This window comes from Mucilaginibacter sp. SJ (assembly GCF_028993635.1).
GTDB lineage: Bacteria > Bacteroidota > Bacteroidia > Sphingobacteriales > Sphingobacteriaceae > Mucilaginibacter.
Map to the genome: position 1 here is coordinate 961206 of NZ_CP118631.1, position 25070 is coordinate 986275.

A 25070-nucleotide genomic window follows, 5' to 3' on the forward strand; every position below is an offset into this window, starting at 1 on the left:
TTTATTATTCCCTTGCTATTGAAAAACTAATTGGTACTGTGTGTATTACTTCAACGGTAATTCCGTAACTTGTAGCAGGCTGCCAGGGCGGGGATAATCGGACTACACGTAGCGCTTCTTCAGCCAGCATTTCATTTCCTTGCACCGGATGTATGTCATTCAAAAAGCCTTTACGGTCAACCAAAAAAGTGATATACGCAATTCCCTGTATGTTTTTGTATAGTGCTTCACTTGGGTATCTTATGTTTTTTGCAAAGATAGCTTCCCAATTTATTTAGCCCTCCTGCGAAGTCCGGGGCAGTATATTCTTTATTGAATAAGTATTTATTTCCACTTTTGGCATAACTTGTTCCCGCAATAACGTTCCCATTTTTATAAGTAGCATCGTAGCTTAGGGTGTCATTTAAAGTTCCTTTCCATATACCGTCCTTCAGGCCTCCTTTTATTGGGCCGGAGCCAATCATATTTTTAAAGCCATCAGAATAAAGTACTAAGGTCCCGTTACCATCCTCTGCCAATACCCGCCCTGTTGAGTCGCAACATTTATTTATTATTAAGGTGTCTTTTTTATAAACTCCAGACAAATAAAATTGGCCATTGGGGAAGTATTTGGTTATGTCACCTGAAAGGCGTCCCTTATCGTAATTACTAATGCATTTTCTTTTGCCGTTAGGAAAGTATTCGATACAAGCGCCTTGTAACTGCGCTTCAACAAAACCATTATTTGAATAACCTTGAAGTTTTGGATTTCCATTTAAATAATAATCATTTACGGGAAAAGCAAGCTTATCAGTGCTGATGTCGGGGCTGCTTACCATGCGAATAAAGTTGGCACTATCTTTACTACTGGTTATTTTAGCTGCTGAAAGCAGCCATGGTGCAGCAACAAAATTCTTCATGTAAGCCATTATAGTGTCGCGTTGTGCGCTTACACGTTTGGTACAAAGGACAATCGCTATTAGTAATAGGGGAACTACTTTACGCATGGGTTCAGGTACAAATCCTATTAAAAAATCAGGTTAAGATAGCAATGAAATTTGAGTTTCAAAATCGTTTTTTGATAGGAAGATCAGGAAAGTTATTTCTTTCGCGAATAGTTAAATATATCTTTTTTCAATTTGCCTTCTTTATCCTTTTCAATAAGGATTACATCCAGTTTATCGGGTGCAATTAACTGGTAAGTGATATGGACAGATTTATCTTTCAGCTCAAAATCAGCTTTATTTTTTTCGATATTAACCAGGTAAAATAAAAGGGGCTTATCTTTCTCTTCCCAACCAATGCTGCCACGGTTAAAATGGCGCATCTTAAAAACCGGTACCTGATTTTGTTCTTCAATAACAACAAACTCATAAAATGCGACTTTACCATCTTTAACCACTCTGAAACTGCTGACATGCTGTCACCCATCGGCTCGCCCCAAAATTCTTCCATATCGCCCCAGGCATGTTTTTGCATCCATGTACCAGTCATGAAAGCCAGTTGACTAATTTTAGCTTTGGTTACTTGCGCAAGGCAATCTGCAGAAATAAATACAAAGCAGATGAACGCCGAAAGAATATATTTTAAGTTCATGATATGAATTTAGCAATAATTCGTAGCCCGTAGTTAGTACCGCTGTGCTACATCCCTTTCCACTCGTAGCTTTTGCTTTCCAATCCAATCAGATCAATAACACGGTTCACCACAGTCATGGCCAGTTCTTCAATAGTTTGCGGTTTGCTGTAATAAGACGGTATTGCCGGGCAGATGATGCCGCCGGCTTCGGTAACCGTAGCCATATTACGGATATGGATCAGGTTAAGCGGGGTATCTCGGGCCACCAAAACCAGCTTACGGCGTTCTTTAAGGACCACGTCGGCTGCGCGGGTGATCAGGTCGTCGGAGATCCCTCCTGCTATTCTTCCAAGCGTTCCCATAGAGCATGGCACAATTACCATGGTATCAAACTTTGCCGAGCCCGAAGCAAAGGGTGCCATGAAATCATTTTTAGCATAAAATTTAAAGGGAAGCTGAGTGTAATCCTCGTTGTCGAGTTCAAATTTCCAAACATCTTTGGCATTATCTGACATAACAACGCCGACTTCGGCAAATTGATCCTGTAATTGGGTTAGTTTTTTTAGCAGCAGACTGGCATATATTGAACCACTGGCGCCCGTAATAGCAACAACTATCTTTTTCTTCATAATTACTCCTTCAACAACCCAAACACACAAAAAGTTAGGGGCACAAAAAAGGGTCGAATAACTTGTACCCGACCCTACATCTACCTATGAAAAACATGCCCTTGAGAGGGCACTACAAATATAATAACACTTTTTAAATTATTAAACAATTTGTTAAAATAATTTTAACCTGTTTATTGAATATTTTTTTCTATTAAAGTTTGGATAATTCCATCAACCATACCTACCCTGGGTACATATATGTTTTTGATGTTTGCATTTTTCATTACCGTAAGGTAAATTTCACAGGCAGGAATAATTACATCGGCCCTGTCCTGGTTTAGGCCAAGCACGTTGATCCTGTCTTTTAATGAAAACGAGCTTAGGTAGGTATATAATGATCTTAGTTTAGCGAAAGTTAGCGGCATATCTTCTTTTTCTTCGGATAGCCTGAACAGTTTATTAATGTTGCCGCCGGTACCTATACCCGATAATTGCTTAAAGTTACGGGTATTATCGCGCACAAAATCCTTCATTTCGTTCCAGGTTTCTTCGGTGTCCTGGTTATCCAGAATGCGGATGGTGCCAATGTTAAACGAACGCGAAACGATCAGCTCCCCTGCCGAAAACAGCGAAAGCTCTGTACTGCCGCCGCCTACATCGATATAAAGGTAGTTTTTGCTTTTATCGATGTTTTGCTCGGCATGACTGGCATAAATGATACTGGCTTCTTTAGATCCATGTACAATTTCAATATCGATATTAGCCTCATCCTTAATCAGTTTCACAACATCTTCCCCGTTTTTGGCTTCACGCATGGCCGATGTTGCACAGGCTAAATAATCGGTAACCTTATAAACATCCATCAGGTTACGAAAAGCAACCATTGATTTAACCAGCTCTGTCGTTTTTTTCTCAGATATATGCTGCTGTATAAAAGCATCGTCTCCCAAGCGCAACGGAACACGGATCAAGGTATTTTTTTTGAACGACACCGATCCGGTGTTTTGAATTATGTCGGCAATTAACAGCCTCACGGCGTTTGAACCTATGTCAATGGCAGCGTATCTCAAAGCTATTTCGTTTTATTTTTTAAATAATTATATATTTCAATTTGCGCCCTGTGGCTTTCGGGCGAATTTGTTTTGTGGTATTTATTGGTATTCTGACTGTTGATCTCACGGGCTTTGGTGTTATCCTCAAGCTGGATATCAATGATATCCCTTATCTCCTGCTGCAGCTTTTCATCATATATCGGGAAGCCAACTTCAACACGGTTGTCAATATTTCGGGTCATGAAATCGGCCGATGTAAGGTAGATGAGCTCCTTGCCGCCATTGCAATAAATATGCACCCGGGCGTGCTCAAGATATTTATCTACAATACTGATCACCTCTATATTTTCGCTGTAGCCCTTCACTCCTGCTATTAAACAGCACATCCCCCTTATGATCATCTTGATCTTTACCCCAGCATTGCTGGCCTGGTAAAGTTTGTTGATCATATCTTCATCAGCAAGACTGTTCATCTTCAGGATCATATATGCCTGCTTGCCGGCTTTCGCGTTTTTGATCTCGTTATCTATTAGCCTGTAAATTGCAGGCCGCGAATCAATTGGCGATACGATTAGGCTTTTGAGCCCCTTGGGTAATAATCCCTTGTTGATAGCTTTGAAAACGTTCACCAGGTCATCAGTGATTTTTTTATTAGCTGTAAACAAGGTATGATCGGCGTAGATCTGCGCTGTTTTTTCGTTGAAATTTCCGGTTGAAAGACAGGCGTAATAAGCCTGCTTGCCTTTTTCGGTACGGCTTACCAAGCAAATTTTTGAATGTACTTTATAACCCGGAACACCATAGAGTACGGTTACCCCCTCCTCTTCAAGCCTGTTACTCCAGTGAATATTATTTTGCTCATCAAAGCGGGCCCTTAACTCTACAAGGCAGTTTACCTTTTTACCATTTTTAGCGGCATTGATCAAAGCATGGACTACTCTTGAGTTTTCGGCCAAACGATATACAGCAATGCTGATCTCTTTTACCTTAGGGTCTATAGCGGCCTCTCGCAAAAAATGGATCACGTAATCATACGATTGATAAGGTGTGCTTACCAGGTAATCCTTTTTGGCGATGAGCCCTATAAGGCTTTTACCGAATGAAAGGTCGGCCACAGGCAGTGCTATATATTTGCTATACTCAAGCTCCGGGCCGCCAACGTTGGGGAACGCAATAAAATTTTTGAAATTATGGTACCTGTTACCCGGGATCAGGCTTTCGCCATGCAGGCCCATTTTGCCTACCAGGTATTTCAGCATATCCATAGGCATCTCTGAGTCATACAGCAACCGCATCGGTTTACCTTTTTTGCGCTTTTGGAGGCTCTTGGCCAGTGAGTCGACAAATTTTTCACTTACTTCTTTATCCAGGTCAAGCTCCGCATCGCGGGTAAGCTGAATGGAATATGCCTCGATACTATCATGTTCAAAAATGAAAAAGATATCTTCCAAACTGTACCTGATAATATCATCAAGCAAAATAATGAACTTCAGGTTATTGGTATCGGGCAGTTTAACAAAACGCGAAAGGTTATCCGGGAACTCAATAAGGGCAAACCTCGTTTTTTTATTGGTGGTAAGCTTTACAAAAAAGTAAACGGCCCTATCCCTAAGCTCGGGCAGCGGTAAGGTGTCATTAAGCATAATAGGCACCAACGTGGCCAACAGCTTCTCTCTGAAATAGTTTTTCACGAAAGTACCGCGGGTTACGTTAAGCTGTTTATCATTAAGGATAAAGATCTTTTCTTCGGCCAGTTGTTTAACAATGATATTTTCGTACAGGTTGTTGAATTTACGTTCCTGCCTTACTACAATATTCTTGATCTGGTTAAGGATCTTTTTAGGGTTATAACCAAGTATCTCTTTCGATTTTTCATTAAGTGCAGCTAAACGGCTTAGTGTGGCAACCCTCACTCTGTAAAACTCGTCGAGGTTAGATGAAAATATAGCTAAGAACCTAATCCGGTCTATCAGGGGAACGGTTGGGTCGGCCGCTTCCTGCAAAACCCTATCGTTAAAATATAGCCAGCTTATTTCTCTGTTAATTAAGGGAACCTGTTTATCCATAAAAATTTCTCGCTTTACAGCCAGATGTTACAAATCTGCTTATTTATTTGTTAACTTAATATTAACTCATGAGGAATTAACCTGTTTTCATTTATCATTATTTATTGCAGAAATTAAACAATTTGTTGCAATATTGCGCTGTATGTTAACAATACATTAGTTTTGCAAAACATTTATAACCAACACACTACTTATGCCAACATTTGATATAGTTAGTAAAATAGACGGGCAAACGCTTGATAACGCGATAAATACCGCCAAAAAAGAGATCCTGAACCGTTACGACTTTAACGATTCAAAAAGTACTATTGACCTTGATAAAAAAACAAACCAGGTTACCATAGTTACTGAAAACGATATGCGCCTTAAAGCCATACAAGACAGCATTATAAGCCGGATGGTTAAACAACATCTTGATCCCAAAGCGTTGGATTTTGGCAAAGAACAATATGCATCGGGCAACATGATCCGCAAGGAAATCAAGATCAGGGAAGGTATAGATAAGGAAGCTGCTAAAAAGATAGTAAAGAAAATTAAAGATAGCGGCCTTAAAGTGCAAGCCTCCATCATGGACGACCAGGTGCGGGTGCAAGGAAAGAAGATTGACGACCTGCAATCTGTTATCAGCCTTTGCCGTTCCGAGGATTTTGGCCAGCCATTGCAATATATTAATATGAGAGACTAATAGAAATCTCTGATATTAATGTAAAAGATCCTATTAAAACAAAAGGAGCCATGCATTTTGCCACGGCTCCTTTTGTTTTATCTGAAAGCGCTATTAACCTGCAACTTCAACTTCTTCTTTATTAACTTCATTAGGGCGGCCATTTTTGAAAGCTTTACGCGGCGATAATCCAAGCAATTCAAACATAGCCATATCGGTATCAAATGATGGGTTTGGCGTGGTAAGCAGCTTTTCGCCGGCAAAAATTGAATTAGCTCCTGCCATAAAACAAAAAGCCTGTTCAACCGTACTCATCTCCGTACGACCGGCAGATAAACGGACCACGGTTTTAGGCATAATGATCCTTGTTGTGGCTACCATCCTAACCATATCCCAAACAGAAACACGGGGCTGATCGGCTAACGGAGTTCCTGCTACCGGAACTAAAGCGTTAATAGGCACTGATTCGGGGTGTTTAGGAAGGTTCGACAATGTTTTGAGCATGGATACCCTGTCTTCCACAGTTTCACCCAGGCCAATGATGCCGCCGCTGCATACGGTGATCTTAGCTTTGCGCACATGCTCAAGCGTTTTAAGGCGCTCATCATAGGTACGGGTGGTGATGATCCGTTTGTAATCTTCTTCGGATGTATCAAGGTTATGATTGTAGGCATATAAACCGGCATCGGCCAAACGTTGTGCCTGGCTTTCGGTAAGCATGCCAAGGGTACAGCACACTTCCATATCCAGGCCGTTTACCGCTTTAACCATATCAATTACCTTATCAAAATCGCGGTTGTCGCGAACCTCGCGCCAGGCTGCACCCATGCACAAACGTGATGCGCCACCGGCTTTTGCCTTTTCGGCAGCAGCAATTACTTCATCTTTCGGCATTATGGCATGTACATTTACACCGGTATTATAACGGGCAGCCTGCGGGCAGTAAGCGCAATCTTCAGAACATCCGCCTGTTTTTATCGAGATCAATGAACTGATCTGCACTTCTGCATAATCTTTATTCTCGCGGTGGATCGTAGCGGCCTTGTATACAAGATCAAGCAATGGTGTGTGGTATATTTCGGCTATTTCTTCTTTAGTCCAGTTATGTCTAACTTCTGTCATCAGTTTCAGATTAAATTCGTCCCAACAATGTTATTAAGTTATTGTAAACACGCAAATATTCAAAGATTATTTATAAATATAACATTTTGACAGCCCTCAAAAAGAAACTTACTATATAACAAGGTTTTAAATATTTGGCAGCTTAGCCCTTCCGGGGTTCGTGTCCACGCTAACCGCTTATAAATTGCCGTGGGACAGGGACAACCGGCGGATATACTACTTCAATAAAAGCTTGGTAGCCAGCCAAAGCGGTAATAAAAAACCAATACAATCGGTAAAAGTGGTGATGATGATGGATGATGCTACTGCAGGGTCAATCCCTACCCTTTTCAATATCAACGGGATGGAAGCGCCTGTTAAGCCTGCTATGATCAGGTTGCCTGTCATGGCTAAGAACAACACCAGGCCAAGCAGCGGATTGGCATCGTAAAAGAACGCTACTATAAACACGATGAGCCCATTGGCGGCGCCGTTGATCAGGCCTACTAAAAACTCTTTTAATACGGTGTTATAAGCTTGTTTGTCGGAAAGATCGCTTAATGAAATACGCCTAACAGTTACCGCCAATGCCTGTGTGGCAGCATTGCCGCCCATACCTGCTATAATGGTCATATAAGCCGAGATAATGGAAAGTTTGGCAACTGTCGAATCAAATGTCCGGATAATGGATGCAGCAAGGAACGCTGTGCCCAGGTTGATCACCAGCCATGGCAAACGGCTTTTTACTGCCTCCAGCCAGTTACCACTCAGTTCCTCATCTTCAGATACACCGGAGATCTTCAGGATGTCCTCGGTGTTTTCCTCTTCCATTACGTCGATGATATCATCTACTGTAACGCGCCCGAGCAGTTTCATATGATCATCAACAACGGGGATACTGGTAAGGTTATATTGCTTGATCAGACGCGCTACCTCTTCCTGGTCAAGTTCGGCTTTTACGTAAACAAAATCGGTAGTTACCAGGTCGCTAATGCGGGCATCGGCGCGGGCCTTGATAACTGTTTTGATGGAGAGGATCCCTTTCAGTATGTCATCATTATCAACCACGCAGATGGTATAAAACTCTTCCATCTCTTCCGATTGTCGGATGATCTCATCAAGCGCATCCTTTTTATCCATGTTGATATTTACCTTGATGATCTCGGAGTTCATCAAACCACCGGCAGTATCTTCGGCATAGGTCATCAATGCCCGGATGCTGCTGGCATCTTCATGATCGAGGTCTTCTAAGATCTCTTCCTGGTGTTCTTCATCCAACTGGGAAATGATGTCGGTAGCATCATCATAGTCAAGCTCTTCAACTATCTCCGTACGTTTTTCGGGATCGAGGTTTACAAGCAATTCTGCAGGGCCGTGCTCTTCGTCCATTTCCGATAAAACTTCCGAAGCGACGTCGGCTGGGAGGATATTGATGATCCTTTCTTTTTCTTCCTGCTGAAGTTTTTCAAATAGTATAGCAATCTCCGAGGCGTGGTATTCCTTCAGAACTTTCTCTAACTCAGCATCATCGGCTTCGAGCGCTGTTTTAATGCGGAGCAGGTCGGTTTTATCTAAATCAAAAGATTGCATACCCGACTAAATTAAAACAATTACACCACAATTAAGGAATTAAATGGACACAAAAAGAGTGCCTAAAGTGGCTATTGTAATGGAAACGTTAGATGCTGTGGTTGTATTTAACCTGCGAGCCGCTCACCTTGTTTAATTTAAAAAGCGCCTGCTCAACCTGCGTTTTACGAATAGAAAGCTGGATACTGCAATCATTGTCAAATTGCTGGTTAAGTACGATGAGGTTCTCTTCCTTAATGATCCGCATTATATCGTTCATCTGCAGATAATCAAACGAGATGGTGTATACGTCATTTACAGTTTTCGAAATAATAACCGATTGGTTTAAGGCATTTTCGGTGGCTGCTTTATAAGCATTAATCAACCCCGGAACCCCTAATAAGGTGCCGCCGAAATATCGGACTACCACAACCAAAATATTGGTGAGGTCTTTTGACAGCAGTGTATTCAGGATTGGTCTGCCGGCAGTGCCTGAAGGCTCACCGTCATCATTAACCCTGAACACCGAGCGGTCGATAGTTAAGCGCATAGCCCAGCAATGGTGATTGGCCTTGGGGTGTTCTGATTTTAGTCGGGCAACTATTGCCTTGATGTCATTTTCAGAATTGATGGGATAAGCGTAGGCCAGAAACTTGCTGCCGCGGTCGCGAAAAACACCTTCGGCAGGGTTTTCTATGGTTTTATAAGTATCGTCAAAAAGCATTCAAAAATATTACAGGTGCAGGAAGCCCAATGTTTGCGGGAAATAAATAATGATAATAGCCAGCACCGCTATAGCTATGCCGATTTTATTAAGCAGGCTCAGCTTCTCTTTAAATACAAAGATGCCAACCAGCGTACCAACCACAATAACGCCAATATTTACCGACGAAAACACTGCCGAAGGGCTGTTCGCCAGCGCCTGGTGCGCCTTTAAGTAAAACAGGATATTGCCAAAGTTGGCTATCCCTAATACCCAGCCGATGAGGATATGCGGCAATGAAAATTTCATCTTTTTTGTGGATACCTGGTAAATCAAACCAGCAAGGGTTAATACAAACGCAATAATAAAGATGACAAAAATGGCTGTGGTAAAAGGCACATTATTTATCTTGGTAAGCTGTTTTAGCAATACATCAATTACGCCAAAACCGAGGAAAACAATTAACAGGTAAATCCATGAGCCCTTTTCAACTTTATTGCCAACAGATTTTTGCCAGGGTATAGAGCAAATGATAGCAATGAAGGCCAGTATAATGCCAATTGCTTTAATTGTGCCCGTGGCTTCGCCAAATAAAATAAATGCTGCCAGTATGGGTATAAACAGGGATAAACGTTGTGCTACGTCTGTACGAACAATACCAGCCTTGCGTACCGACGTTGCCATGATTACAAATATTGCCGGGAACAGAATCCCCAAAGCCACGTAATTATAAACAGGCCCGTTTTGAATAATACTCAGCTGTGGTTTAAAAAAGAACCAGGTGAGCAGAATAGCCATAGAGTAATTCCAGGTAATGGCCTGGTAAACGTCCACATGGTAGCGTTTTGCCAGTTTCAGCAAAATGGAAACGATAACACTACAACAAATACTTAAAAAAACGAACAGCATTTATATAACCGGCTTATTGTATAACAATTGGAGGCGATCGGCGCCTACAGGATATTCATCGGCAAGTATACCTGTTATTTGCGGTGCTTTTATGCCTTTGTTCAAAACTTTATCACCGGTAAATATCCGTGCCTCATCCCAAAGGCCAGCCTCAATAAAAGCATCAAGTGTACGCGCGCCGCCTTCAATAATAACCGATTGGATATCCTGCAGGTATAACTGGTATAAAATATATTGAGGCACAAAGCGTTCAAAATCTTCCAGTGCTATATACCTGTTTTTGCCGTCAACATCAAACTTAACCTCGTTAAATATTAACGTTTCGGCCGACTGATCAAATACATTCAACCCTTTATTTAATTCCAGCCTTCGGTCTATCACCACACGTTTGGGTGATGGGCCATCCCAATAACGGGTGTTTAACTGTGGATTGTCGCTTAATACAGTGTTTTTTCCAACCAGTATCGCATCTTCTTCACTACGCCATTTGTGCACCAGTTTTTTTGCTTCGGGACCAGTGATCCAGAACTGGCCGCCATCAGCCGGGGCAAAAAAGCCATCCAGGGTTTGTGCCCACTTCAATATAATATATGGCCTGTGCTTTTGTACCTTGGTAAAAAAGCGGCGGTTAAGCCATTGACATTCCTGTTCTAACACACCGGTTATTACTTCAATACCGGCTGCCTGCAATTTTTCAATACCCTTGCCATCAACCTGGGCAAATGGGTCGCGGCAACCAACAATCACTTCTGGGATTTGATGTTTGATGATCAGATCGGCGCAGGGCGGCGTTTTACCATAATGCGCACAAGGCTCTAATGAAACATATATAATCGAGTTTTTCAGCAGTTGGGCATAGTTATCAAACCTTTGCGTAACCTGTTCAATAGCGTTAACTTCGGCATGGGCCTGGCCGTATTTCTGATGATAGCCCTCTCCTATTATTTTGCCATCGTGAACTACTACCGCGCCAACCATAGGGTTCGGGCTAACGTATCCTGCACCCAATTGAGCAAGCTCCAAACAACGGCGCATATATTTTTCATGTTCAAGCATGCTGCAAAAGTAGCTTTTATGTTACTTTGTTGCATGATTACGATTAAGGATGTTTTTGAAGATTACAGGCAGCAGATAAATGGCATTTATGATACTAATGAAACCGAAGCTATTACGCTGTTTGTTATTGCCAAAGTTACCGGTTTATCAAGGGCATCTGTTAAGGCATTCCCCGAAAGAGCGTTAACTGCTGAACAATCGGAACGGGCGAAAAACATCCTTGCCGAACTAAAAACAGGCAAACCCATTCAATACATTTTTGGTGTCACCGAGTTTTTTGGCCTGCCATTTAAAGTAAACCCATGTGTGCTGATCCCGCGCCCGGAAACTGAGGAACTGGTGGAATGGATTCTTTTTGGAGCAGGTGAAAGGTTAAAGGCGAAAGGCGAAAGGTTTTCTGTACTGGACATCGGTACGGGCAGTGGCTGTATTGCTATTAGCCTGAAAAAGAATTTGACAGACGCGGATGTTTCTGCCATAGATATATCCGAAGGAGCTTTGGAAACCGCTAAGGAAAATGCTTTATTAAATGAAGTTGAAGTTAATTTTATTCTGGCTGATATTTTAAATATTGAGCATAATAAAGAAAAGGCTCAATATAATATCATTGTAAGCAACCCTCCTTATGTTACGCTTGATGATAAAAAGCAGATGCATAGTAATGTTACAGATTTTGAGCCACATACTGCTTTGTTTGTACCAGAACATGATCCGCTGATATTTTACCGGGCCATAGCCGATTTTTCACTTAGTAATTTGATTGCCGGCGGCTTGCTTTTCTTCGAGATCAATGAAAATTTAGGCAATGAAACTGTTGAGCTATTAACTGGTAAAGGATTTAAAAACATTGAGTTAAGAAAAGATATGAGCGGCAGGGACAGGATGGTGAAAGCGCAGCTTTAAAAGGTTACAACTTATCGCTTACCACGCCCTCAAACTTGTAATAGTTACTGTAAAACAGCCAGTAAGCTATACCTAAGTTTAAAGGAATGAGCACCCAAAGCAGCTTGAACATAATGATCCAGAACAATACTATAAATAAACCCAGGATCCATTGCAGGTACTTGTCCATATTAAGTCCGAACCAGTAAAGCAGGCAATGAAACAGCATCGCAGCGCTTAAGCCGACAAGCAGCAGTTCAATAGCCATTAGCGGGTTAAACCTGCTGAACAGCCAGATACTTTCGGGGATAAGCAAAAGAAAATAGACGCCTATAAAATTCAGAAATAGCTGTGGCCTGCTATAGGGCAAATTGCGGGAAAAGCCAAGGCTGTTCTCTTCAAATTTCCTTTCCTCAAATATCAATACAATATGTGCCGTTATAACAGCAAGGATTGCTATACCGGCTACACGCACATCAGTTTTAACATCAGCAAACACGTAAAACACCCCGGTGATGATAAGCCAGGAAAGCGCCTTGGTAATGAGGTATGGAACCTTACGCTTATCTAACAGGTGGTAAATGTAAAGGCTGAAATAAGGTTTGCGCCATTTACTGCTTAGTTTTAATAATATTGATCGATCACTGCCATCAACAAGTCCGTCAACTTGATTTGTATAAATAACTGCGCTTAAATAAGTTAAGGCGATTAAATACAGTAAAATGCAAGCCGGAAATAAATAATACTGATTGGAAAAACCCACACCCACAGCAATAAGTGCATACAATATTACCGGCGATAATATAGCAGCCTGTACACAAAACCAGCTTTTTATTTGCTCCCCTTTGCTCAGGGCATTGCTGCTATAAAATAAAAAATGTTGACCGGACGCAAAGATTTGCCCGGATACGTAATGCCAGCTTTTAAGGGCATAAATAAACCAGCTTATAAACACCAGGATCATCACAACCGAACTGCTATCCATAGCCAGCATCAGCGCTTTGTGGTAGCCCATTAAGTATTGGGGCGGCACTACGCCAACCATCGCCAAAAATATAAATAGCAAAATCCCGGCATGCACCCGGAAAAAACCATTTGCAAAAATCTTTAACAACACATTGGTTAGTGGTTTCATTAGCTGATAAACTTTAGGGTTTGCTCTTCAACCAATAATTCGCCTGTTACGGGTAGTGAGCCGTCTTCCAATATTTGGTGCGATGACAATAAAAAACTGGTTCCCTCCTGCTCATACCTCTCCCTTATCCATGTATTTAATATTGCCAACGAGGCTGTATCAATGGTGATCAAAGGTTCATCAAGCAGGATCAATTTGGGATTGCCTAAAAAGGCAAGTAGCAGGGAAAGCTTTTTCATCATGCCGCTGCTGTAAGTACCAACCGGCCGGTCGATGAAGCTTTGCATACCCATGCTTTTAATATACTGCTCCTTCTGTCGGGCCGGCGCGCCTTTAGCAGCAGTAAACAGGGCGATCATTTCCGTACCCGTTAAAAAATCCGGAAATACCGGTTCGGCTTCGGCAAAATTCACAAGCTTACGGTAGGCCACCGGTTGCTTTTTTATGCTGATATTTTCATCAAGCAAAATGTCGCCATCAAACGCCAGGATTCCGGCAATGGATTTTAGTAAGGTGCTTTTACCCGATCCGTTTACTCCTTTTATCCAATAAATGCCGGTTTCAAGGCTAAGATTTTCAATTTTTAAAGCAGGGTAATTACCGTATGATTTTGTGAAATTTTGAAACTGCAGCATCGTTGGTTTTGACGGTATAATGATCCTGTTGTTACACTAAAAGAGACGCTTGTAACGCGTCTCTGAAAGTAATTATCTAAGCAAATCCGAAATCGAAATTCTCAATTCCGAAATTATAACGCGGCTCCCTCAATCAAAGCACTGTAAAACTCACCTACATCCATACCTGCTGCACGTACCTGTTGCGGAATCAAACTGGCGGCAGACTGGCCTGGTGTGGTGTTGATCTCAATAAAATAAAAATCATTACTGCCTTCCAGCAAAATAAAGTCGATCCTTGCCATGCCTCGGCAGTTAAGACGCGTATATACCTCCGTAACTATCCCACCAATTTCTTTAACCTTTTCAGCCGAAAGGTTGGCGGGAGTTATTTCCTGTGTTACGCCAGATGTATATTTCGCCTCGTAATCAAAAAAGTCTTTCGAGGTAATGATCTCCGTAGCCGGCAAAACTTTTATTTTGCCATGTAAACGGGCTATACCAATACTAAACTCGCGGCCTTTAATAAATTCTTCCACCAACACCTGGGCATCTTCCTGAAATGCCCTGTTCAATGCTTCCGGCAGGCCGGCTATGTTTTGCACCTTGCTCATACCCACGCTACTGCCGCCATTATTAGGTTTAACAAACAACGGAAATTTCAAATTAGCTGCTATGGTGGCAACATCATGCACATCGCGCTCAAATAACCGCATGGAATGTGCGGTATGCAAGCCATGGATCCCGTTCACGATAGCTTTGGTATAAGCCTTGTTCATGGTAATGGCCGATGTTGTGGCATCGCAGGTATTATAAGGGATGCCAAGCATATCAAAATAGCCCTGCAGCTTTCCATCCTCGCCGGGGCTGCCATGAATGGTGATGAAGGCAAAGTCGAACTTTATTTTTTCCTGGTTAAGGGTGATGGTAAAATCATTCTTGTCAACATCGACTGTCGCGTCATCTGCTTCAAAAAACCACCTGTCGCGGGTAATTAATATAGTATAAACTTTATAGTTGCTGTTTGACGCCAGGTTAGCTGCGATATTTTTTGCGCTGTTAAGGGATACTTCATATTCGCCGGTAAAACCTCCGGCCAAAAGGGCAATATTTTTAAGACTCATTTTATTTCGGATTTCGGATGTTCGATTTCGAATTTATTTCCAGGAGCAACGAAAGCGACCTGATTTCGAAGTCGAAATTAGAATAAATATCATTGCAAATAATACTAAAGTTTAAATTTTGAGTTTAAAACTCCCAAAATTCTGCAATAATTAATTCCGAAATCGAACATCCGAAATCCGACATCCTAACACCCATATCCAAAATAATTCCTATGTTTGATACTTAATTAAAAGGTTTACCCTTACATATACTGATGAGCAAATTTGGGGCTTACTTAAAATCAAAATCATTTCGTAATAACTTATTAATGGCTATTGTAACCGTGATAGCCGTTGTTTTAATAGCTTTTTTTAGTCTTGGTTATTATACCCGTCATGGTTCGGGCATACCCGTGCCAAAGCTTAAAGGCCTTACCATTGATAAGGCCATGGATATTTTAAAAGAGCAGGGATTCGGCTATAAAATTGACTCTGTTTATGTACAGGATATAGCCCCGGGTACTATCGTTGAGCAAGACCCGGATCCCGGGACCAACGTTAAAGAAAGCCGGGTAATTTACCTTACCATGGTAACCCTGCAGGCACCAAATGTAGCCCTGCCCGACCTTGAACAAAGCAATTATCGCGAAGCTATAGCTACCATATCAAATTATGGCTTAAAAGTGGGCGATACAACTTACCGATCAGATATTGCCCGTGATCGGATCCTGGAGGTACGTTTTGGCGGACAGGTGATAAAAACAGGTACCAAAATACCTAAAGGCTCAAGAATAGATTTGGTTTTGGGTGATGGTGAAGGTGCAAGCGAAGTGGAAATACCCGAACTGGTAAATCTTGATCTTGATGCGGCCCGCTTTGCTATAAAAGGTGCTGGCTTAACTGTTGGGATCATTACTTACCAGGGTACTATTACTGATTCAACTAACGTAGTTGTCGTTTCGCAATACCCAATGAAAACCGATTCGTTAAGCAAAACAAGTATTGGTACACGTATAAATCTTACTGTTTCACAAGGTACGAAAACAGATGCAGTTCCACCGGCAAATTAAAGCTTCCGAATTGCTTGAGCGCTTAGGCAAAGGTGAAAGCCTTAACCTGCTTGACGTGCGCGAAGTTATTGAATTCCATACTTATAATATAGGCGGCCATAATATGCCGCTTTCAAATTTGGAGAATGCGCTTAACAATTTACCCTATAACAAAACAGATGAGATAATCGTTATGTGCAAAGTTGGTTTAAGGAGCCAAACAGCACAAAACATATTGGAGCGGCATGGCTATAACAATGTGCGTAATTTACACGGCGGATTAGTTGCCATTCAAAAATTAAAATAAATACAACAAACACCATCTATTCAATATCATGACCGCGGAAAAACAAGGATCAGGCATACTGAAAAAATTTATTATAGCGCTGGTAATCATTATCGTTGTGCTTTTAGGCTTTACAGGTTTCAATTATTACCTTAAATACTTCGGCCCTAACGTTACTGATAAACAGGAGTACTTATACATTCACACCGGCGCTACTTTTGGCGATGTTTTTAAAACCATACAGGATGAGGGCATTGTGAAAGATACTGCTTCATTTGGCTGGGCTGCCCGTAATATGAATTATATTAACCGTGTAAAACCAGGTAAATATCGCCTGCATGAGGGTATGGGAAACCGCAAGCTCATCAATATGCTGGCATCAGGTACACAGGAACCTGTTAAGGTTGAATTTCATGGTTTAAGGCTTAAAGAACAGTTTGCAGGCTTTATCTCTAAAAAAATCGAACCCGATTCAATGTCAATCATCAGGCTGCTCGATTCGGCAAGTTTTGTAGGTAAATATGGTTTTACTACCGATAATGTATATACGGTGATCATGCCCGATTCATACCAGATGTACTGGAATACGAGCCCGGAAAAGTTCTTTAAACGAATGTATGACCACTATCAGGCTTTTTGGACACCTGAACGTAAACAACTGGCCGCTGCAATAAACTTAACCCCACAAGAAGTATCTGTCCTGGCATCAATAGTTGATGCTGAAGCGCTGCATGATGATGAAATGCCCGCCGTAGCAGGTTTATACCTTAATCGTCTTAAAAGAGGAATGAAACTGGAGGCCGACCCTACCGTGATCTTCGCACTGAACGACTTTACTATAAAACGCGTGCTTACCCGATATCTTTCATATAACTCGCCATATAATACTTATCTGCATACAGGTTTGCCCCCAGGTCCTATCATGATGCCATCGGTTAATGCGGTTAAAGCAGTGTTGAACTATCAAAAGAGCGATTATATTTACATGTGTGCTAAGGCTGATTTTTCCGGCTACCATGCCTTTGCCACCAACGTGGCGGATCATTTGGTTAATGCGCATAAATTTCAGCAAGCCCTTAACGAACGCAACATCCGCAGGTAATGTTTGAGCATACCACCAAAATCCGGGTGCGCTACGGCGAAACCGATCAGATGGGCTATATGTACTACGGTAACTATGCCGAATTTTATGAAGTTGGTCGTGTAGAGATGCTGCGCAGCCTTGGCCTTACCTATAAAGGCATGGAAGAATCGGGTATTATGATGCCTGTGCTCGAGCTTCAATGCAAATACCTGAAGCCTGCTTTATATGACGAGGAGATCAGCATCAGAGTGATCATGGATAAGCTACCCGGTATTCGCATCCATTTCAGGTATGAACTTACAAATCCCAAAGGCGAACTTATTAATACCGGCGAAACATTACTCGTATTCATTAACATGAAAACCAATCGCCCATGCCTGCCCCCACAGGATTTTGCCAACAGATTAATGCCCTTTTTTAAGTAGCTTTGGTTTAAATGAAATGGCTGCACCGCTTTTTACTCCGGTTTAGGTTCTACAGGTACATCATCGAGTGGACGAAGTCTGTCATTATTCCAGGTTTCAGGCCATTGCCTCTTTATACAGTTATAGACTTTTTTGTAAAAGAAATTACCAATAACTCGCTCATTAACCGGGCTTACGCATTAGCATATAGTTTCATGCTGGCCGTTTTTCCCGCCACCATTTTTTTGTTTACCCTTATCCCCTACGTGCCCATAAAACATTTTAAAGGCAACCTGATGATGGTACTGGCGTCTGTAATGCCTACAAATGCTTATATGGCATTCAGGGAAACCCTTTTTGATATCGTAAGCAATCAAAACGGCAAGCTCCTTTCGTTCGGTTTCCTAACAACCTTGTATTTTGCTACGAATGGCGTTATCAATCTCATGAAAGCCTTTAATAAATCCTCATTAATTGAGGATAAGCGGAGCTGGCTCAAAAGGCGCCTGGTAGCAACAGGGATTACCGTAGCTATAAGCTTTGCGTTATTGCTGGCCATTTCCATACTCATCCTGGGTCAATCTATTATCCGGTTTATCCAATCGCATGTAGCGTCTGAAAATCATTTTTGGGTTTACCCGGTTATGCTGTTCAGGTGGGTAATTATTGTAGTGATTATTTTTGTGACCATAGGGTGCTTGTACCGCTACGCTCCTGCACATAAAAAGAAATGGAATTTTATTAATCCTGGTTCCATACTGGCTACGGCACTGGCAGTTTTAACCTCACTGGGCTTTTCCTATTATATCAACAATTTCTCGTCGTACAATAAAGTTTACGGGTCCATTGGTACGCTCATCGTTGTGATGATCTGGATGTATATAAACTCATTAATTTTAATAATCGGGTTCGAATTAAATGCGTCCGTAGAGCTTTCCAAGCGTACAATTCGCATTGTAAAACCCCGATTTAACACTTTTCGGGCAAAAAAAACCGACCATTCAAAAAATTAACTTATTATTAATCAATAATTTATATAGATTATTTAATTAAATGAAAAAAAGTGAAATTCAAATTTGGCAATTCGCCCCGGATTTGTACTTTTGTCCCCGGAGAGTTGGCAGAGTGGTCGATTGCGGCAGTCTTGAAAACTGTTGAACTGTGAAAGGTTCCTGGGGTTCGAATCCCTAACTCTCCGCCAAGTATTATTCAATTAGAATCAAAAGCACTGTAAATGAATCATTTACGGCGCTTTTTTGTTTTTAGCCCTCTCGAAAATAAACCAATCAATCGCGGATCCATATCACGCACCATATCCTGCGTAAACTTAGACAGTGGGTGTTTGTAAATATCTTACGACTGATCGTAATTGCCAATGATCAGGCTGTTCAACATAACCGGATAAGATTGGAAAAAAAGGAGAGTAACTAAAAGCTACCGATGCATATCCTCACATGGTATCCATGAAAGATAAAGTAAATTGGTGAATACCGGGATTGTTTAACCAGGTATTGGATATGGAAACAGGTGAGTTGATATACACATTTGCTTTTGCTACTACTAACACAATCAGCTGATGCGTCAAATTCATAATAAGACTATAAATCGCGTATGCCCGCTGTGCTAAGCGACGATGTTGTATATGACTGATTACTTAGAAATTAAGTCTTTGTCTGTAAGTATTCAACCTTTTTCCCGGTCAATTTTAGGATCGCTCAAGATTACGACTGTTATTTGAGACCCAGTTAACAGAATCGGGTATGGGCGTTGCATACCTGTTTTCACAAAACGAAAAGCCGTCCCAGTTTCATATATTTTTTTTAATTTAGTCCCAATGAAACTTAAACCCGCACACATCTTTTTTACACTTTTTGCTATACCGCTGATTTTCCTGTCTTCCTGTAAGGATTTTATCGAGCCGAATATTGACAAACGTCCGGTTACCCTCCAAGCCCCTTCAGATAAATATCAAAGTACCAACTACAATATTAATTTTTGGTGGAATGAAGTCGAAGATGCATTGTCTTACAGACTCCAGGTCGTTTCTCCGGGCTTCGATACCATCGGCGGGCTTGTTGCAGACACTCTTATTAAAGGAAACCATTTTACGTTTACATTGGATCCGGGAGAATATGAATGGCGCGTAAGGGCAGAAAACGGCAGTTCCCAAACAGCGTTCAGTACCGCCAGCCGGCTTACTGTTATTCCTTCAACGCTGGCCGCCCAAACGGTGACGCTCAGTTCCCCGGCGAACAACACCATCACCAACCAAACCAGCGCTAATTTTAAATGGGGAGCACTTTTCAACGCTACTGTTTATCATCTGCAAGTGGATACCAACAATTTTGCCGACGCGAATAATATCCTGATTGATCAAACCATTCCTGGTCAGCAATACAATTATAAATTTCCGAAGGACCAGAATTATCAATGGCGTGTGAGGGCAGAGAACGCTACCGAACAATCCAAATGGTCTACAGTAAATAATATTGGTTTCGATTCTACCCCACCTGGGGGTGTCACGTTGTCTGCGCCCCAAAACAATGCAGTGGTTGCCAAACCAGTGAGCCTGCAGTGGAGCAAATCTTCCGGCACCGTCAATTATAAACTATATGTATACAAGGCGGATTCCACCACCCTTTACAGTACGGCTTTTCCGATGCTGTTGAACACCAATTCATACAGTTTTTCGCTTGGGGCATCCGGAGAACGGATTTACTGGCAGGTCTCCGCATTAGATGGCGCGGGTAATGAAAGCGTCCTTTCTGCGTTGCAAAGCTTCGCGCTCCAATAACAGGATTTATGAAGAATAAAAAGTCCACATATCTCCTTGGCGCAGCTGTCCTGATTGTTTGGAGCCTGATCATTTACCGTGTATTCAGCGCCGTAAATGACAGTGGATCGGATGAGCCTGTCATGACTGCTCCGGCAAAAAAGGAGGCATATAACGATTATGCCCTCCCTCCTGATACCACGCATTTATTGGCAAATTACTCTGATCCTTTTGGTAGTATTCAGCCGGTAGACACAATCCGTCATTTGCATGAACCCAGACCTCCGGTACAAATTAAACCACATACAACCGTTCCCGCCATGAGTTGGGATTTTATCCGATACGTCGGTTATATCCGCAACCCCGATTCAAAAAAACTGGTAGCCATGGTACATCTTAACGGAACTGAACTGATGATGAGCGAAGGTGATTTGAACGGTAGTCTGAAACTGATTAAAAACTACCGCGACTCGATCAGGGTCAGCTATCAGGGCAAAACAAAATTCATCCTCTTAAAACCGGCAACCCCATGAAGCAACTATTGACCTTTATACTACTTTTCCTGTTCTCCCGTTCCATGGCCCAAATGCCTGACTACGGGCTTTACAATATCCATATTACCGACTCCGGAAAAAATGTCCGCACGCAGGTAATTCCTTTTTCTGGCACAATACACCCCAGGGCAGGGCTGCTTTATTATTGGTTTGGCAATAACAGCGTCCACGAGCAGCAGGGAGGTTACAGCGGGAAACTGCTTAACGGCATCTACGAAGAATCTGATAAAAACCATCATCTCCTGCAACAAGGCACATTCAGGAATGGCCTAAAGGAGGGCACCTGGAAAACATGGGCCGAATCCGGACGGTTAACCAGCATCATTACCTGGGAAGCAGGCATAAAAACAGGAAAGTTCACCTATTTCGATAATAACGGTACCGAAATTCAATCCGGTATGTATAACCTCGGTCAGTTGGAAGGCAAAATCCTTTATTATCCGGGCACCGATTCTGCCAAAACCGTCCTTTACAAAAACGGAAAAATTATTCCTGCCCGAAAAGGCAACTTCCTGAAAAGGATCAATATTTTCAAAAAAGAAAAAAAGGAAAAAGTTACGCAAACACCAAAGCCATAACATGCTCAAAGCCTCCGCCCTGTATATGGTCATTGTGATCACGCTAGTGATAGGCCTGATCTGTTCTGCGCTAATTGCTGCAGCATACCTGTATAAAGCCCGGTACCAGGCGAAATTCCGCTCCGATCATCTGCAAAACAACCTAAATTCCGGTATTACAATACTGCTTAATAGTCGCGACAGCTCTTACAACGGTGGGCGAACTTTCAGCCTGTTCAACGGCGATGCCGACTCCGTAAGCCTAAAAAAAACGCGTTGGGGCGTTTTTGACGTATGTAGTATAAGTTCTTTCGCCGGCCGGGATACGCTGTACAAAGTATTTTCAGTGGCAAATGTTATTGACTCTAATAAATGGGCAGCCTTGTACCTTATCGATGAAGACCGCCCCCTCTCCGTCAGCGGCAACACGCTCATTCATGGCAATGTAGCAATCCCTAAAGCGGGTATCAGGACCGCTTATATAGACAACGAGGCCTATACCGGAGATCCTGACATCATCAGAGGTAAAACTTCGGATAGCGAAAGAAAACTACCGGCCCTTTCTGCCTCCGGGCTTGAAATGCTTAAAAAAGCATTGGCATTGGCACCGGCAGAAAGCGATCTTCCGGCAGTCACGGACAGCCTCAACCGGTCTTTCCTTAAGCCGGCCCTTACCTACAGCTTTGGCAAAAAGGTAAAAACCATTAGCCATATCAGCCTCAGCGGCAACATCATTTTGTATTCTGACACCACCATCAACATTGACAGTACGGCCCGGCTGAACAACATTCTCGTATTCGCAAAAGGAATATATGTTAACGCAGGTTTTCGGGGCAACTGTCAGCTTTTTGCCTCGGATTCCGTTAGCACAGGAAACCGTTGTTTTTTCAGTTACCCATCCTGCCTCGGCGTGCTTCGCCTTACCACAGGCAATACTATAGGGGTTCCTGCCAAACTGAATATTGGGGAAAATTCGGTGTGTGAAGGCATTGTTTTCAGTTACCAGGAAGATGAGCAGCAGCTCCCGCCGGTTATTTCACTCGGAAAAAAGACGACTATTCACGGCCAGGTTTATTCCCAGGGGATTTTAAACCTGAGAAACGGCGTCAGCATATTTGGCAGCGTTTTCACTAAGCGTTTTTTATACCAAAGCGAATTTACCCGATATGAAAACTACCTGATCAACCTATCCATCGATTCGCATTCGCTTTCACCATATTATTTAAGCAGCGACCTTGCGCCTGTTGCGGGCAGTTCCAAAAAGATCTTACAATGGCTGGAAGCAAACTAAATATACTCCACAAGGTCAGAGCATCTTCGATACTGGAAGTGATCGTTTCGATGATCATCATTATCATCGTGTTTGGTATTGCCATGATGATCTTCACCAATGTTGGCCGCCTCTCCCTGTCGGCCAAAAAGTTGAAGGCCGAGGCAATTTTACAGGAAAGCCTGTTCCGTGCCGAACAGGCAGGCAGCCCAACTGACCAGACAACGACTATTGATGATATGACCGTCAGGCAGGAGCTTATCCCCTTTGGAAATGAACCGAACCTGTCCGTCATTACGCTGACTGCATTTGATATCAGCCACGAACAGATAGCGCAATTTAAAAAAATAATCCTCATCCATGAAGCTCAACCATAAGATACAGGCATTCACAATCATGGAGCTAACCATAGCCATGCTAATTTCAGCCATCGTGATTGGTATGATGTACAGCGCCTATGCAATCATCAATCATTCCTACCAGTCTTTTATCGACCGGAATGGCGGCACCGCAACTCTGTCCCTCCTCGACCAGCGCCTCAACCGTGATATCAGTAAAGCCGAAAGCATATCGAGATACAGCAACACCATTATCCTGAAGAGCAGTCACGATACCGTCAGCTATCAATTCCTGCCCGACCGGGTTATTCGTAAAAAAGCCCTGGCCGATACATTTAAGGTAACCTCCGAAAATTTCAACACATCCTTTGAATCATCGCCTGTTGAAGCCGATCCTTCGCAGGGAAAAGAAAAAAGGATAGACGACTTGCAGGTAACCCTGGTACTGGATGGGCAGAAAATCCCTTATCATTATTATAAAATATATAGTTCTGTTAACCTTTTCCAGCCTTTGAACGATGCCATCCATTGACCTGAGCAGATATACCCCTAAAGAAGATCCAAAACCGCCCAAAAAAAGCGGCGAAAACAGCCTATCTGCTCTGCTTAACAAGGATATCAGTTTTGGGAGCCAGGAATTGAGTGATAAAAAGAAGGAAGCCCTTTACCTTGAGTTAAGTTCGTTGCTCCTGGCCGGTATCAACCTCAAGAGCAGTTTCGAACTGGTCACAGCCGACCAGGAAAAAGAGAAGGACAAGCAATTGTTCAACACCATACAAGAATCTGTGCTGAAAGGGGCACCATTTTCCCTGGCTCTGGAACAGACCGGTAAATTTTCCCTTTACGAGGTTTACAGCCTTCAGATTGGGGAAGAAACAGGCAAGCTTACCGAAGTACTTGAAGACCTCGCCAAATTTTACCAGAACAAGATCAAACAGCGTCGGAAAATCGTATCGGCGCTTACCTATCCGTGTGTTGTACTAAGCACGTCCCTCGGCGCGGTATTTTTCATGCTGAAATTTGTGGTACCCATGTTTGGCGACGTATTTAAGCGTTTCGGCGGACAGCTACCCTGGATTACCGAAAAGATCATCAGTGTATCGCAAGCCATGGAGAATAACTTTTACGGATTTATCACCCTTGTGGCCATCCTGGCCGGCCTGACCTGGTACAGCCGTAAAACCGAGCGCTACCGGCAGTTTGTATCCAGACTGGTACTGCGCCTACCCCTGGCTGGCAATATCGTTCAAAAAATCTATCTCGCCCGCTTCTGTAATTCCATGCGCCTGCTCATCAACGCTAAGCTCCCCTTGCTAAGAGCAATTGCACTGAGCCGCCAGATGATTGGCTACTATCCTATTGAGACTTCTCTACAAAAGGTAGAAGACGATATCCTCAAAGGACAATCCCTGCACCAGAGCCTGCAGCAATTTAAGATATACCCTGCCAAAATGATCCAGTTGCTGAAAGTTGGCGAGGAAACTAATCAGCTTGATTATTTTTTCGCTAAAATCTCCGAGCAATACATCGATGAAGTGGAATATAAAACCTCCACCATCAGCAGCATGATGGAGCCGCTGATCATCATTTTCCTGGGCCTGATTGTGGGTGTCATCCTGATCGCCATGTACCTTCCGATGTTCCAAATGAGTAATAGCTTTCAATAGCTTTTATCTGACATTGGATACATTCTTTTAAACAGCTTATCGAGATAATCCGCAAGATTGCCGTAA

General features: G+C 42.5%; 29 protein-coding genes, 1 tRNA gene and 1 pseudogene. 15 read left to right on the forward strand and 16 right to left on the reverse strand.

What is annotated here, in order from left to right; all coding sequences use genetic code 11:
• Positions 1-4 precede the first annotated feature (4 nt).
• The 7 genes and pseudogenes from MusilaSJ_RS28060 to ppk1 form a co-directional block, all read right to left on the reverse strand.
• Positions 5-274: an energy transducer TonB gene (locus MusilaSJ_RS28060; RefSeq protein ID WP_446725141.1), complete on the reverse strand. Its 270-nt coding sequence runs from the start codon at positions 272-274 to the stop codon at positions 5-7.
• Entirely contained in the window at positions 228-899 is a 672-nt protein-coding gene (locus tag MusilaSJ_RS03825; protein ID WP_274988744.1) for a toxin-antitoxin system YwqK family antitoxin, read from the reverse strand. Before MusilaSJ_RS03825 ends, MusilaSJ_RS28060 begins: the two co-directional genes overlap by 47 nt.
• 179 nt (positions 900-1078) lie before the next feature.
• Entirely contained in the window at positions 1079-1381 is a 303-nt protein-coding gene (locus tag MusilaSJ_RS03830) for a DUF6265 family protein (RefSeq protein WP_274988745.1), read from the reverse strand.
• A pseudogene (locus MusilaSJ_RS28065) lies at positions 1345-1575 on the reverse strand (DUF6265 family protein); the annotation flags it as partial. The gene MusilaSJ_RS03830 and the pseudogene MusilaSJ_RS28065, both read right to left, overlap by 37 nt.
• Before the next feature lie 47 nt (positions 1576-1622).
• Positions 1623-2186: a UbiX family flavin prenyltransferase gene (locus MusilaSJ_RS03835; RefSeq protein WP_274988746.1), complete on the reverse strand. Its 564-nt coding sequence runs from the start codon at positions 2184-2186 to the stop codon at positions 1623-1625.
• 173 nt (positions 2187-2359) lie between these two features.
• Entirely contained in the window at positions 2360-3238 is an 879-nt protein-coding gene (locus MusilaSJ_RS03840) for a Ppx/GppA phosphatase family protein (protein WP_090525907.1), read from the reverse strand.
• A gap of 2 nt (positions 3239-3240) precedes the next feature.
• On the reverse strand, positions 3241-5286 hold the full coding sequence (ppk1, locus tag MusilaSJ_RS03845; RefSeq protein WP_274988747.1) for a polyphosphate kinase 1: 2046 nt from the start codon (positions 5284-5286) through the stop codon (positions 3241-3243).
• A 193-nt stretch (positions 5287-5479) separates the two neighbouring features.
• Here ppk1 and MusilaSJ_RS03850 point away from each other — a divergent pair, with 193 nt between their 5' ends.
• Positions 5480-5971 carry a YajQ family cyclic di-GMP-binding protein gene (locus MusilaSJ_RS03850; RefSeq protein ID WP_274988748.1) on the forward strand — a complete coding sequence of 164 codons (492 nt, stop codon included), beginning with the start codon at positions 5480-5482 and terminating at the stop codon, positions 5969-5971.
• A gap of 93 nt (positions 5972-6064) precedes the next feature.
• Here MusilaSJ_RS03850 and bioB read toward each other — a convergent pair whose 3' ends face one another.
• The 5 genes from bioB to ribD form a co-directional block, all read right to left on the reverse strand.
• Positions 6065-7072, reverse strand: a complete 1008-nt coding sequence (gene bioB / locus MusilaSJ_RS03855; RefSeq protein WP_274988749.1) for a biotin synthase BioB — start codon at positions 7070-7072, stop codon at positions 6065-6067.
• A 216-nt stretch (positions 7073-7288) separates the two neighbouring features.
• A complete protein-coding gene (mgtE, locus tag MusilaSJ_RS03860; RefSeq protein WP_274988750.1) occupies positions 7289-8641 on the reverse strand; it encodes a magnesium transporter in 1353 nt (450 codons plus the stop codon).
• Between the two features lie 88 nt (positions 8642-8729).
• Positions 8730-9344 carry an IMPACT family protein gene (locus MusilaSJ_RS03865; protein WP_274988751.1) on the reverse strand — a complete coding sequence of 205 codons (615 nt, stop codon included), beginning with the start codon at positions 9342-9344 and terminating at the stop codon, positions 8730-8732.
• 9 nt (positions 9345-9353) lie between these two features.
• A complete protein-coding gene (locus tag MusilaSJ_RS03870; protein WP_274988752.1) occupies positions 9354-10184 on the reverse strand; it encodes an EamA family transporter in 831 nt (276 codons plus the stop codon).
• Positions 10185-10232: 48 nt separating this feature from the next.
• Positions 10233-11288, reverse strand: a complete 1056-nt coding sequence (gene ribD, locus MusilaSJ_RS03875; RefSeq protein ID WP_274988753.1) for a bifunctional diaminohydroxyphosphoribosylaminopyrimidine deaminase/5-amino-6-(5-phosphoribosylamino)uracil reductase RibD — start codon at positions 11286-11288, stop codon at positions 10233-10235.
• A gap of 33 nt (positions 11289-11321) precedes the next feature.
• Here ribD and prmC point away from each other — a divergent pair, with 33 nt between their 5' ends.
• On the forward strand, positions 11322-12191 hold the full coding sequence (prmC, locus tag MusilaSJ_RS03880; protein WP_274988754.1) for a peptide chain release factor N(5)-glutamine methyltransferase: 870 nt from the start codon (positions 11322-11324) through the stop codon (positions 12189-12191).
• Between the two features lie 4 nt (positions 12192-12195).
• Here the strand turns inward: prmC and MusilaSJ_RS03885 are convergent, their stop codons facing one another.
• The 3 genes from MusilaSJ_RS03885 to MusilaSJ_RS03895 all read right to left on the reverse strand — a co-directional run bounded on the left by MusilaSJ_RS03885 (position 12196) and on the right by MusilaSJ_RS03895 (position 15043).
• Positions 12196-13305 carry a hypothetical protein gene (locus tag MusilaSJ_RS03885; protein ID WP_274988755.1) on the reverse strand — a complete coding sequence of 370 codons (1110 nt, stop codon included), beginning with the start codon at positions 13303-13305 and terminating at the stop codon, positions 12196-12198.
• Entirely contained in the window at positions 13305-13940 is a 636-nt protein-coding gene (locus MusilaSJ_RS03890) for an ABC transporter ATP-binding protein (protein ID WP_274988756.1), read from the reverse strand. Before MusilaSJ_RS03890 ends, MusilaSJ_RS03885 begins: the two co-directional genes overlap by 1 nt.
• A gap of 113 nt (positions 13941-14053) precedes the next feature.
• Positions 14054-15043, reverse strand: coding sequence for a D-alanine--D-alanine ligase (locus MusilaSJ_RS03895; RefSeq protein ID WP_274988757.1), 990 nt, complete (start codon positions 15041-15043; stop codon positions 14054-14056).
• A 254-nt stretch (positions 15044-15297) separates the two neighbouring features.
• Between MusilaSJ_RS03895 and MusilaSJ_RS03900 the strand changes: the two genes are divergently transcribed.
• From MusilaSJ_RS03900 to MusilaSJ_RS03925, 6 genes are all read left to right on the forward strand, one after another.
• On the forward strand, positions 15298-16092 hold the full coding sequence (locus tag MusilaSJ_RS03900) for a PASTA domain-containing protein (protein WP_274988758.1): 795 nt from the start codon (positions 15298-15300) through the stop codon (positions 16090-16092).
• Positions 16093-16102: 10 nt separating this feature from the next.
• The gene (locus tag MusilaSJ_RS03905; RefSeq protein ID WP_274988759.1) at positions 16103-16378 is read left to right on the forward strand and encodes a rhodanese-like domain-containing protein; all 276 of its coding nucleotides are present in this window, start codon (positions 16103-16105) and stop codon (positions 16376-16378) included.
• A gap of 28 nt (positions 16379-16406) precedes the next feature.
• Positions 16407-17459 carry an endolytic transglycosylase MltG gene (gene mltG / locus MusilaSJ_RS03910; protein ID WP_274988760.1) on the forward strand — a complete coding sequence of 351 codons (1053 nt, stop codon included), beginning with the start codon at positions 16407-16409 and terminating at the stop codon, positions 17457-17459.
• On the forward strand, positions 17459-17866 hold the full coding sequence (locus tag MusilaSJ_RS03915; protein WP_274988761.1) for an acyl-CoA thioesterase: 408 nt from the start codon (positions 17459-17461) through the stop codon (positions 17864-17866). Before mltG ends, MusilaSJ_RS03915 begins: the two co-directional genes overlap by 1 nt.
• 11 nt (positions 17867-17877) lie before the next feature.
• Complete coding sequence (locus MusilaSJ_RS03920) at positions 17878-18858, forward strand: YihY/virulence factor BrkB family protein (protein WP_274988762.1); 981 nt, start codon at positions 17878-17880, stop codon at positions 18856-18858.
• 98 nt (positions 18859-18956) lie between these two features.
• Positions 18957-19046: transfer RNA gene (locus tag MusilaSJ_RS03925), tRNA-Ser, on the forward strand.
• A 249-nt stretch (positions 19047-19295) separates the two neighbouring features.
• On the opposite strand, the gene MusilaSJ_RS03930 is transcribed toward MusilaSJ_RS03925, so the two are convergent.
• Positions 19296-19436 (reverse strand): hypothetical protein, encoded by a 141-nt coding sequence (locus MusilaSJ_RS03930; protein ID WP_274988763.1) that lies wholly within the window; start codon positions 19434-19436, stop codon positions 19296-19298.
• Between the two features lie 243 nt (positions 19437-19679).
• Here MusilaSJ_RS03930 and MusilaSJ_RS03935 point away from each other — a divergent pair, with 243 nt between their 5' ends.
• The 7 genes from MusilaSJ_RS03935 to MusilaSJ_RS03965 are packed head-to-tail and all read left to right on the forward strand — an operon-like array spanning position 19680 to position 25004.
• Entirely contained in the window at positions 19680-20639 is a 960-nt protein-coding gene (locus MusilaSJ_RS03935; protein ID WP_274988764.1) for a fibronectin type III domain-containing protein, read from the forward strand.
• Between the two features lie 8 nt (positions 20640-20647).
• Positions 20648-21151 (forward strand): hypothetical protein, encoded by a 504-nt coding sequence (locus tag MusilaSJ_RS03940; RefSeq protein WP_274988765.1) that lies wholly within the window; start codon positions 20648-20650, stop codon positions 21149-21151.
• The gene (locus MusilaSJ_RS03945; protein WP_274988766.1) at positions 21148-21750 is read left to right on the forward strand and encodes a toxin-antitoxin system YwqK family antitoxin; all 603 of its coding nucleotides are present in this window, start codon (positions 21148-21150) and stop codon (positions 21748-21750) included. The genes MusilaSJ_RS03940 and MusilaSJ_RS03945 overlap by 4 nt, the downstream gene beginning before the upstream one ends.
• A gap of 1 nt (position 21751) precedes the next feature.
• Complete coding sequence (locus tag MusilaSJ_RS03950; protein ID WP_274988767.1) at positions 21752-23020, forward strand: hypothetical protein; 1269 nt, start codon at positions 21752-21754, stop codon at positions 23018-23020.
• Positions 23002-23376: a hypothetical protein gene (locus MusilaSJ_RS03955; protein ID WP_274988768.1), complete on the forward strand. Its 375-nt coding sequence runs from the start codon at positions 23002-23004 to the stop codon at positions 23374-23376. Before MusilaSJ_RS03950 ends, MusilaSJ_RS03955 begins: the two co-directional genes overlap by 19 nt.
• On the forward strand, positions 23360-23869 hold the full coding sequence (locus tag MusilaSJ_RS03960; RefSeq protein ID WP_274988769.1) for a PulJ/GspJ family protein: 510 nt from the start codon (positions 23360-23362) through the stop codon (positions 23867-23869). Before MusilaSJ_RS03955 ends, MusilaSJ_RS03960 begins: the two co-directional genes overlap by 17 nt.
• Positions 23856-25004, forward strand: coding sequence for a type II secretion system F family protein (locus MusilaSJ_RS03965; protein WP_274988770.1), 1149 nt, complete (start codon positions 23856-23858; stop codon positions 25002-25004). The genes MusilaSJ_RS03960 and MusilaSJ_RS03965 overlap by 14 nt, the downstream gene beginning before the upstream one ends.
• The last annotated feature ends 66 nt before the right edge of the window (positions 25005-25070 follow it).

Coding starts and splice junctions, on each gene's coding strand:
- MusilaSJ_RS03825 (WP_274988744.1), bottom strand. CDS start 899: ATGAAGAATTTTGTTGCTGCACCATGGCTGCTTTCAGCAGCTAAAATA.
- MusilaSJ_RS03835 (WP_274988746.1), bottom strand. CDS start 2,186: ATGAAGAAAAAGATAGTTGTTGCTATTACGGGCGCCAGTGGTTCAATA.
- ppk1 (WP_274988747.1), bottom strand. CDS start 5,286: ATGGATAAACAGGTTCCCTTAATTAACAGAGAAATAAGCTGGCTATAT.
- MusilaSJ_RS03850 (WP_274988748.1), top strand. CDS start 5,480: ATGCCAACATTTGATATAGTTAGTAAAATAGACGGGCAAACGCTTGAT.
- bioB (WP_274988749.1), bottom strand. CDS start 7,072: ATGACAGAAGTTAGACATAACTGGACTAAAGAAGAAATAGCCGAAATA.
- mgtE (WP_274988750.1), bottom strand. CDS start 8,641: ATGCAATCTTTTGATTTAGATAAAACCGACCTGCTCCGCATTAAAACA.
- MusilaSJ_RS03865 (WP_274988751.1), bottom strand. CDS start 9,344: ATGCTTTTTGACGATACTTATAAAACCATAGAAAACCCTGCCGAAGGT.
- ribD (WP_274988753.1), bottom strand. CDS start 11,288: ATGCTTGAACATGAAAAATATATGCGCCGTTGTTTGGAGCTTGCTCAA.
- prmC (WP_274988754.1), top strand. CDS start 11,322: ATGATTACGATTAAGGATGTTTTTGAAGATTACAGGCAGCAGATAAAT.
- MusilaSJ_RS03885 (WP_274988755.1), bottom strand. CDS start 13,305: ATGAAACCACTAACCAATGTGTTGTTAAAGATTTTTGCAAATGGTTTT.
- MusilaSJ_RS03890 (WP_274988756.1), bottom strand. CDS start 13,940: ATGCTGCAGTTTCAAAATTTCACAAAATCATACGGTAATTACCCTGCT.
- MusilaSJ_RS03895 (WP_274988757.1), bottom strand. CDS start 15,043: ATGAGTCTTAAAAATATTGCCCTTTTGGCCGGAGGTTTTACCGGCGAA.
- MusilaSJ_RS03900 (WP_274988758.1), top strand. CDS start 15,298: ATGAGCAAATTTGGGGCTTACTTAAAATCAAAATCATTTCGTAATAAC.
- mltG (WP_274988760.1), top strand. CDS start 16,407: ATGACCGCGGAAAAACAAGGATCAGGCATACTGAAAAAATTTATTATA.
- MusilaSJ_RS03915 (WP_274988761.1), top strand. CDS start 17,459: ATGTTTGAGCATACCACCAAAATCCGGGTGCGCTACGGCGAAACCGAT.
- MusilaSJ_RS03920 (WP_274988762.1), top strand. CDS start 17,878: ATGAAATGGCTGCACCGCTTTTTACTCCGGTTTAGGTTCTACAGGTAC.
- MusilaSJ_RS03930 (WP_274988763.1), bottom strand. CDS start 19,436: ATGAATTTGACGCATCAGCTGATTGTGTTAGTAGTAGCAAAAGCAAAT.
- MusilaSJ_RS03935 (WP_274988764.1), top strand. CDS start 19,680: ATGAAACTTAAACCCGCACACATCTTTTTTACACTTTTTGCTATACCG.
- MusilaSJ_RS03940 (WP_274988765.1), top strand. CDS start 20,648: ATGAAGAATAAAAAGTCCACATATCTCCTTGGCGCAGCTGTCCTGATT.
- MusilaSJ_RS03945 (WP_274988766.1), top strand. CDS start 21,148: ATGAAGCAACTATTGACCTTTATACTACTTTTCCTGTTCTCCCGTTCC.
- MusilaSJ_RS03950 (WP_274988767.1), top strand. CDS start 21,752: ATGCTCAAAGCCTCCGCCCTGTATATGGTCATTGTGATCACGCTAGTG.
- MusilaSJ_RS03955 (WP_274988768.1), top strand. CDS start 23,002: ATGGCTGGAAGCAAACTAAATATACTCCACAAGGTCAGAGCATCTTCG.
- MusilaSJ_RS03960 (WP_274988769.1), top strand. CDS start 23,360: ATGAAGCTCAACCATAAGATACAGGCATTCACAATCATGGAGCTAACC.
- MusilaSJ_RS03965 (WP_274988770.1), top strand. CDS start 23,856: ATGCCATCCATTGACCTGAGCAGATATACCCCTAAAGAAGATCCAAAA.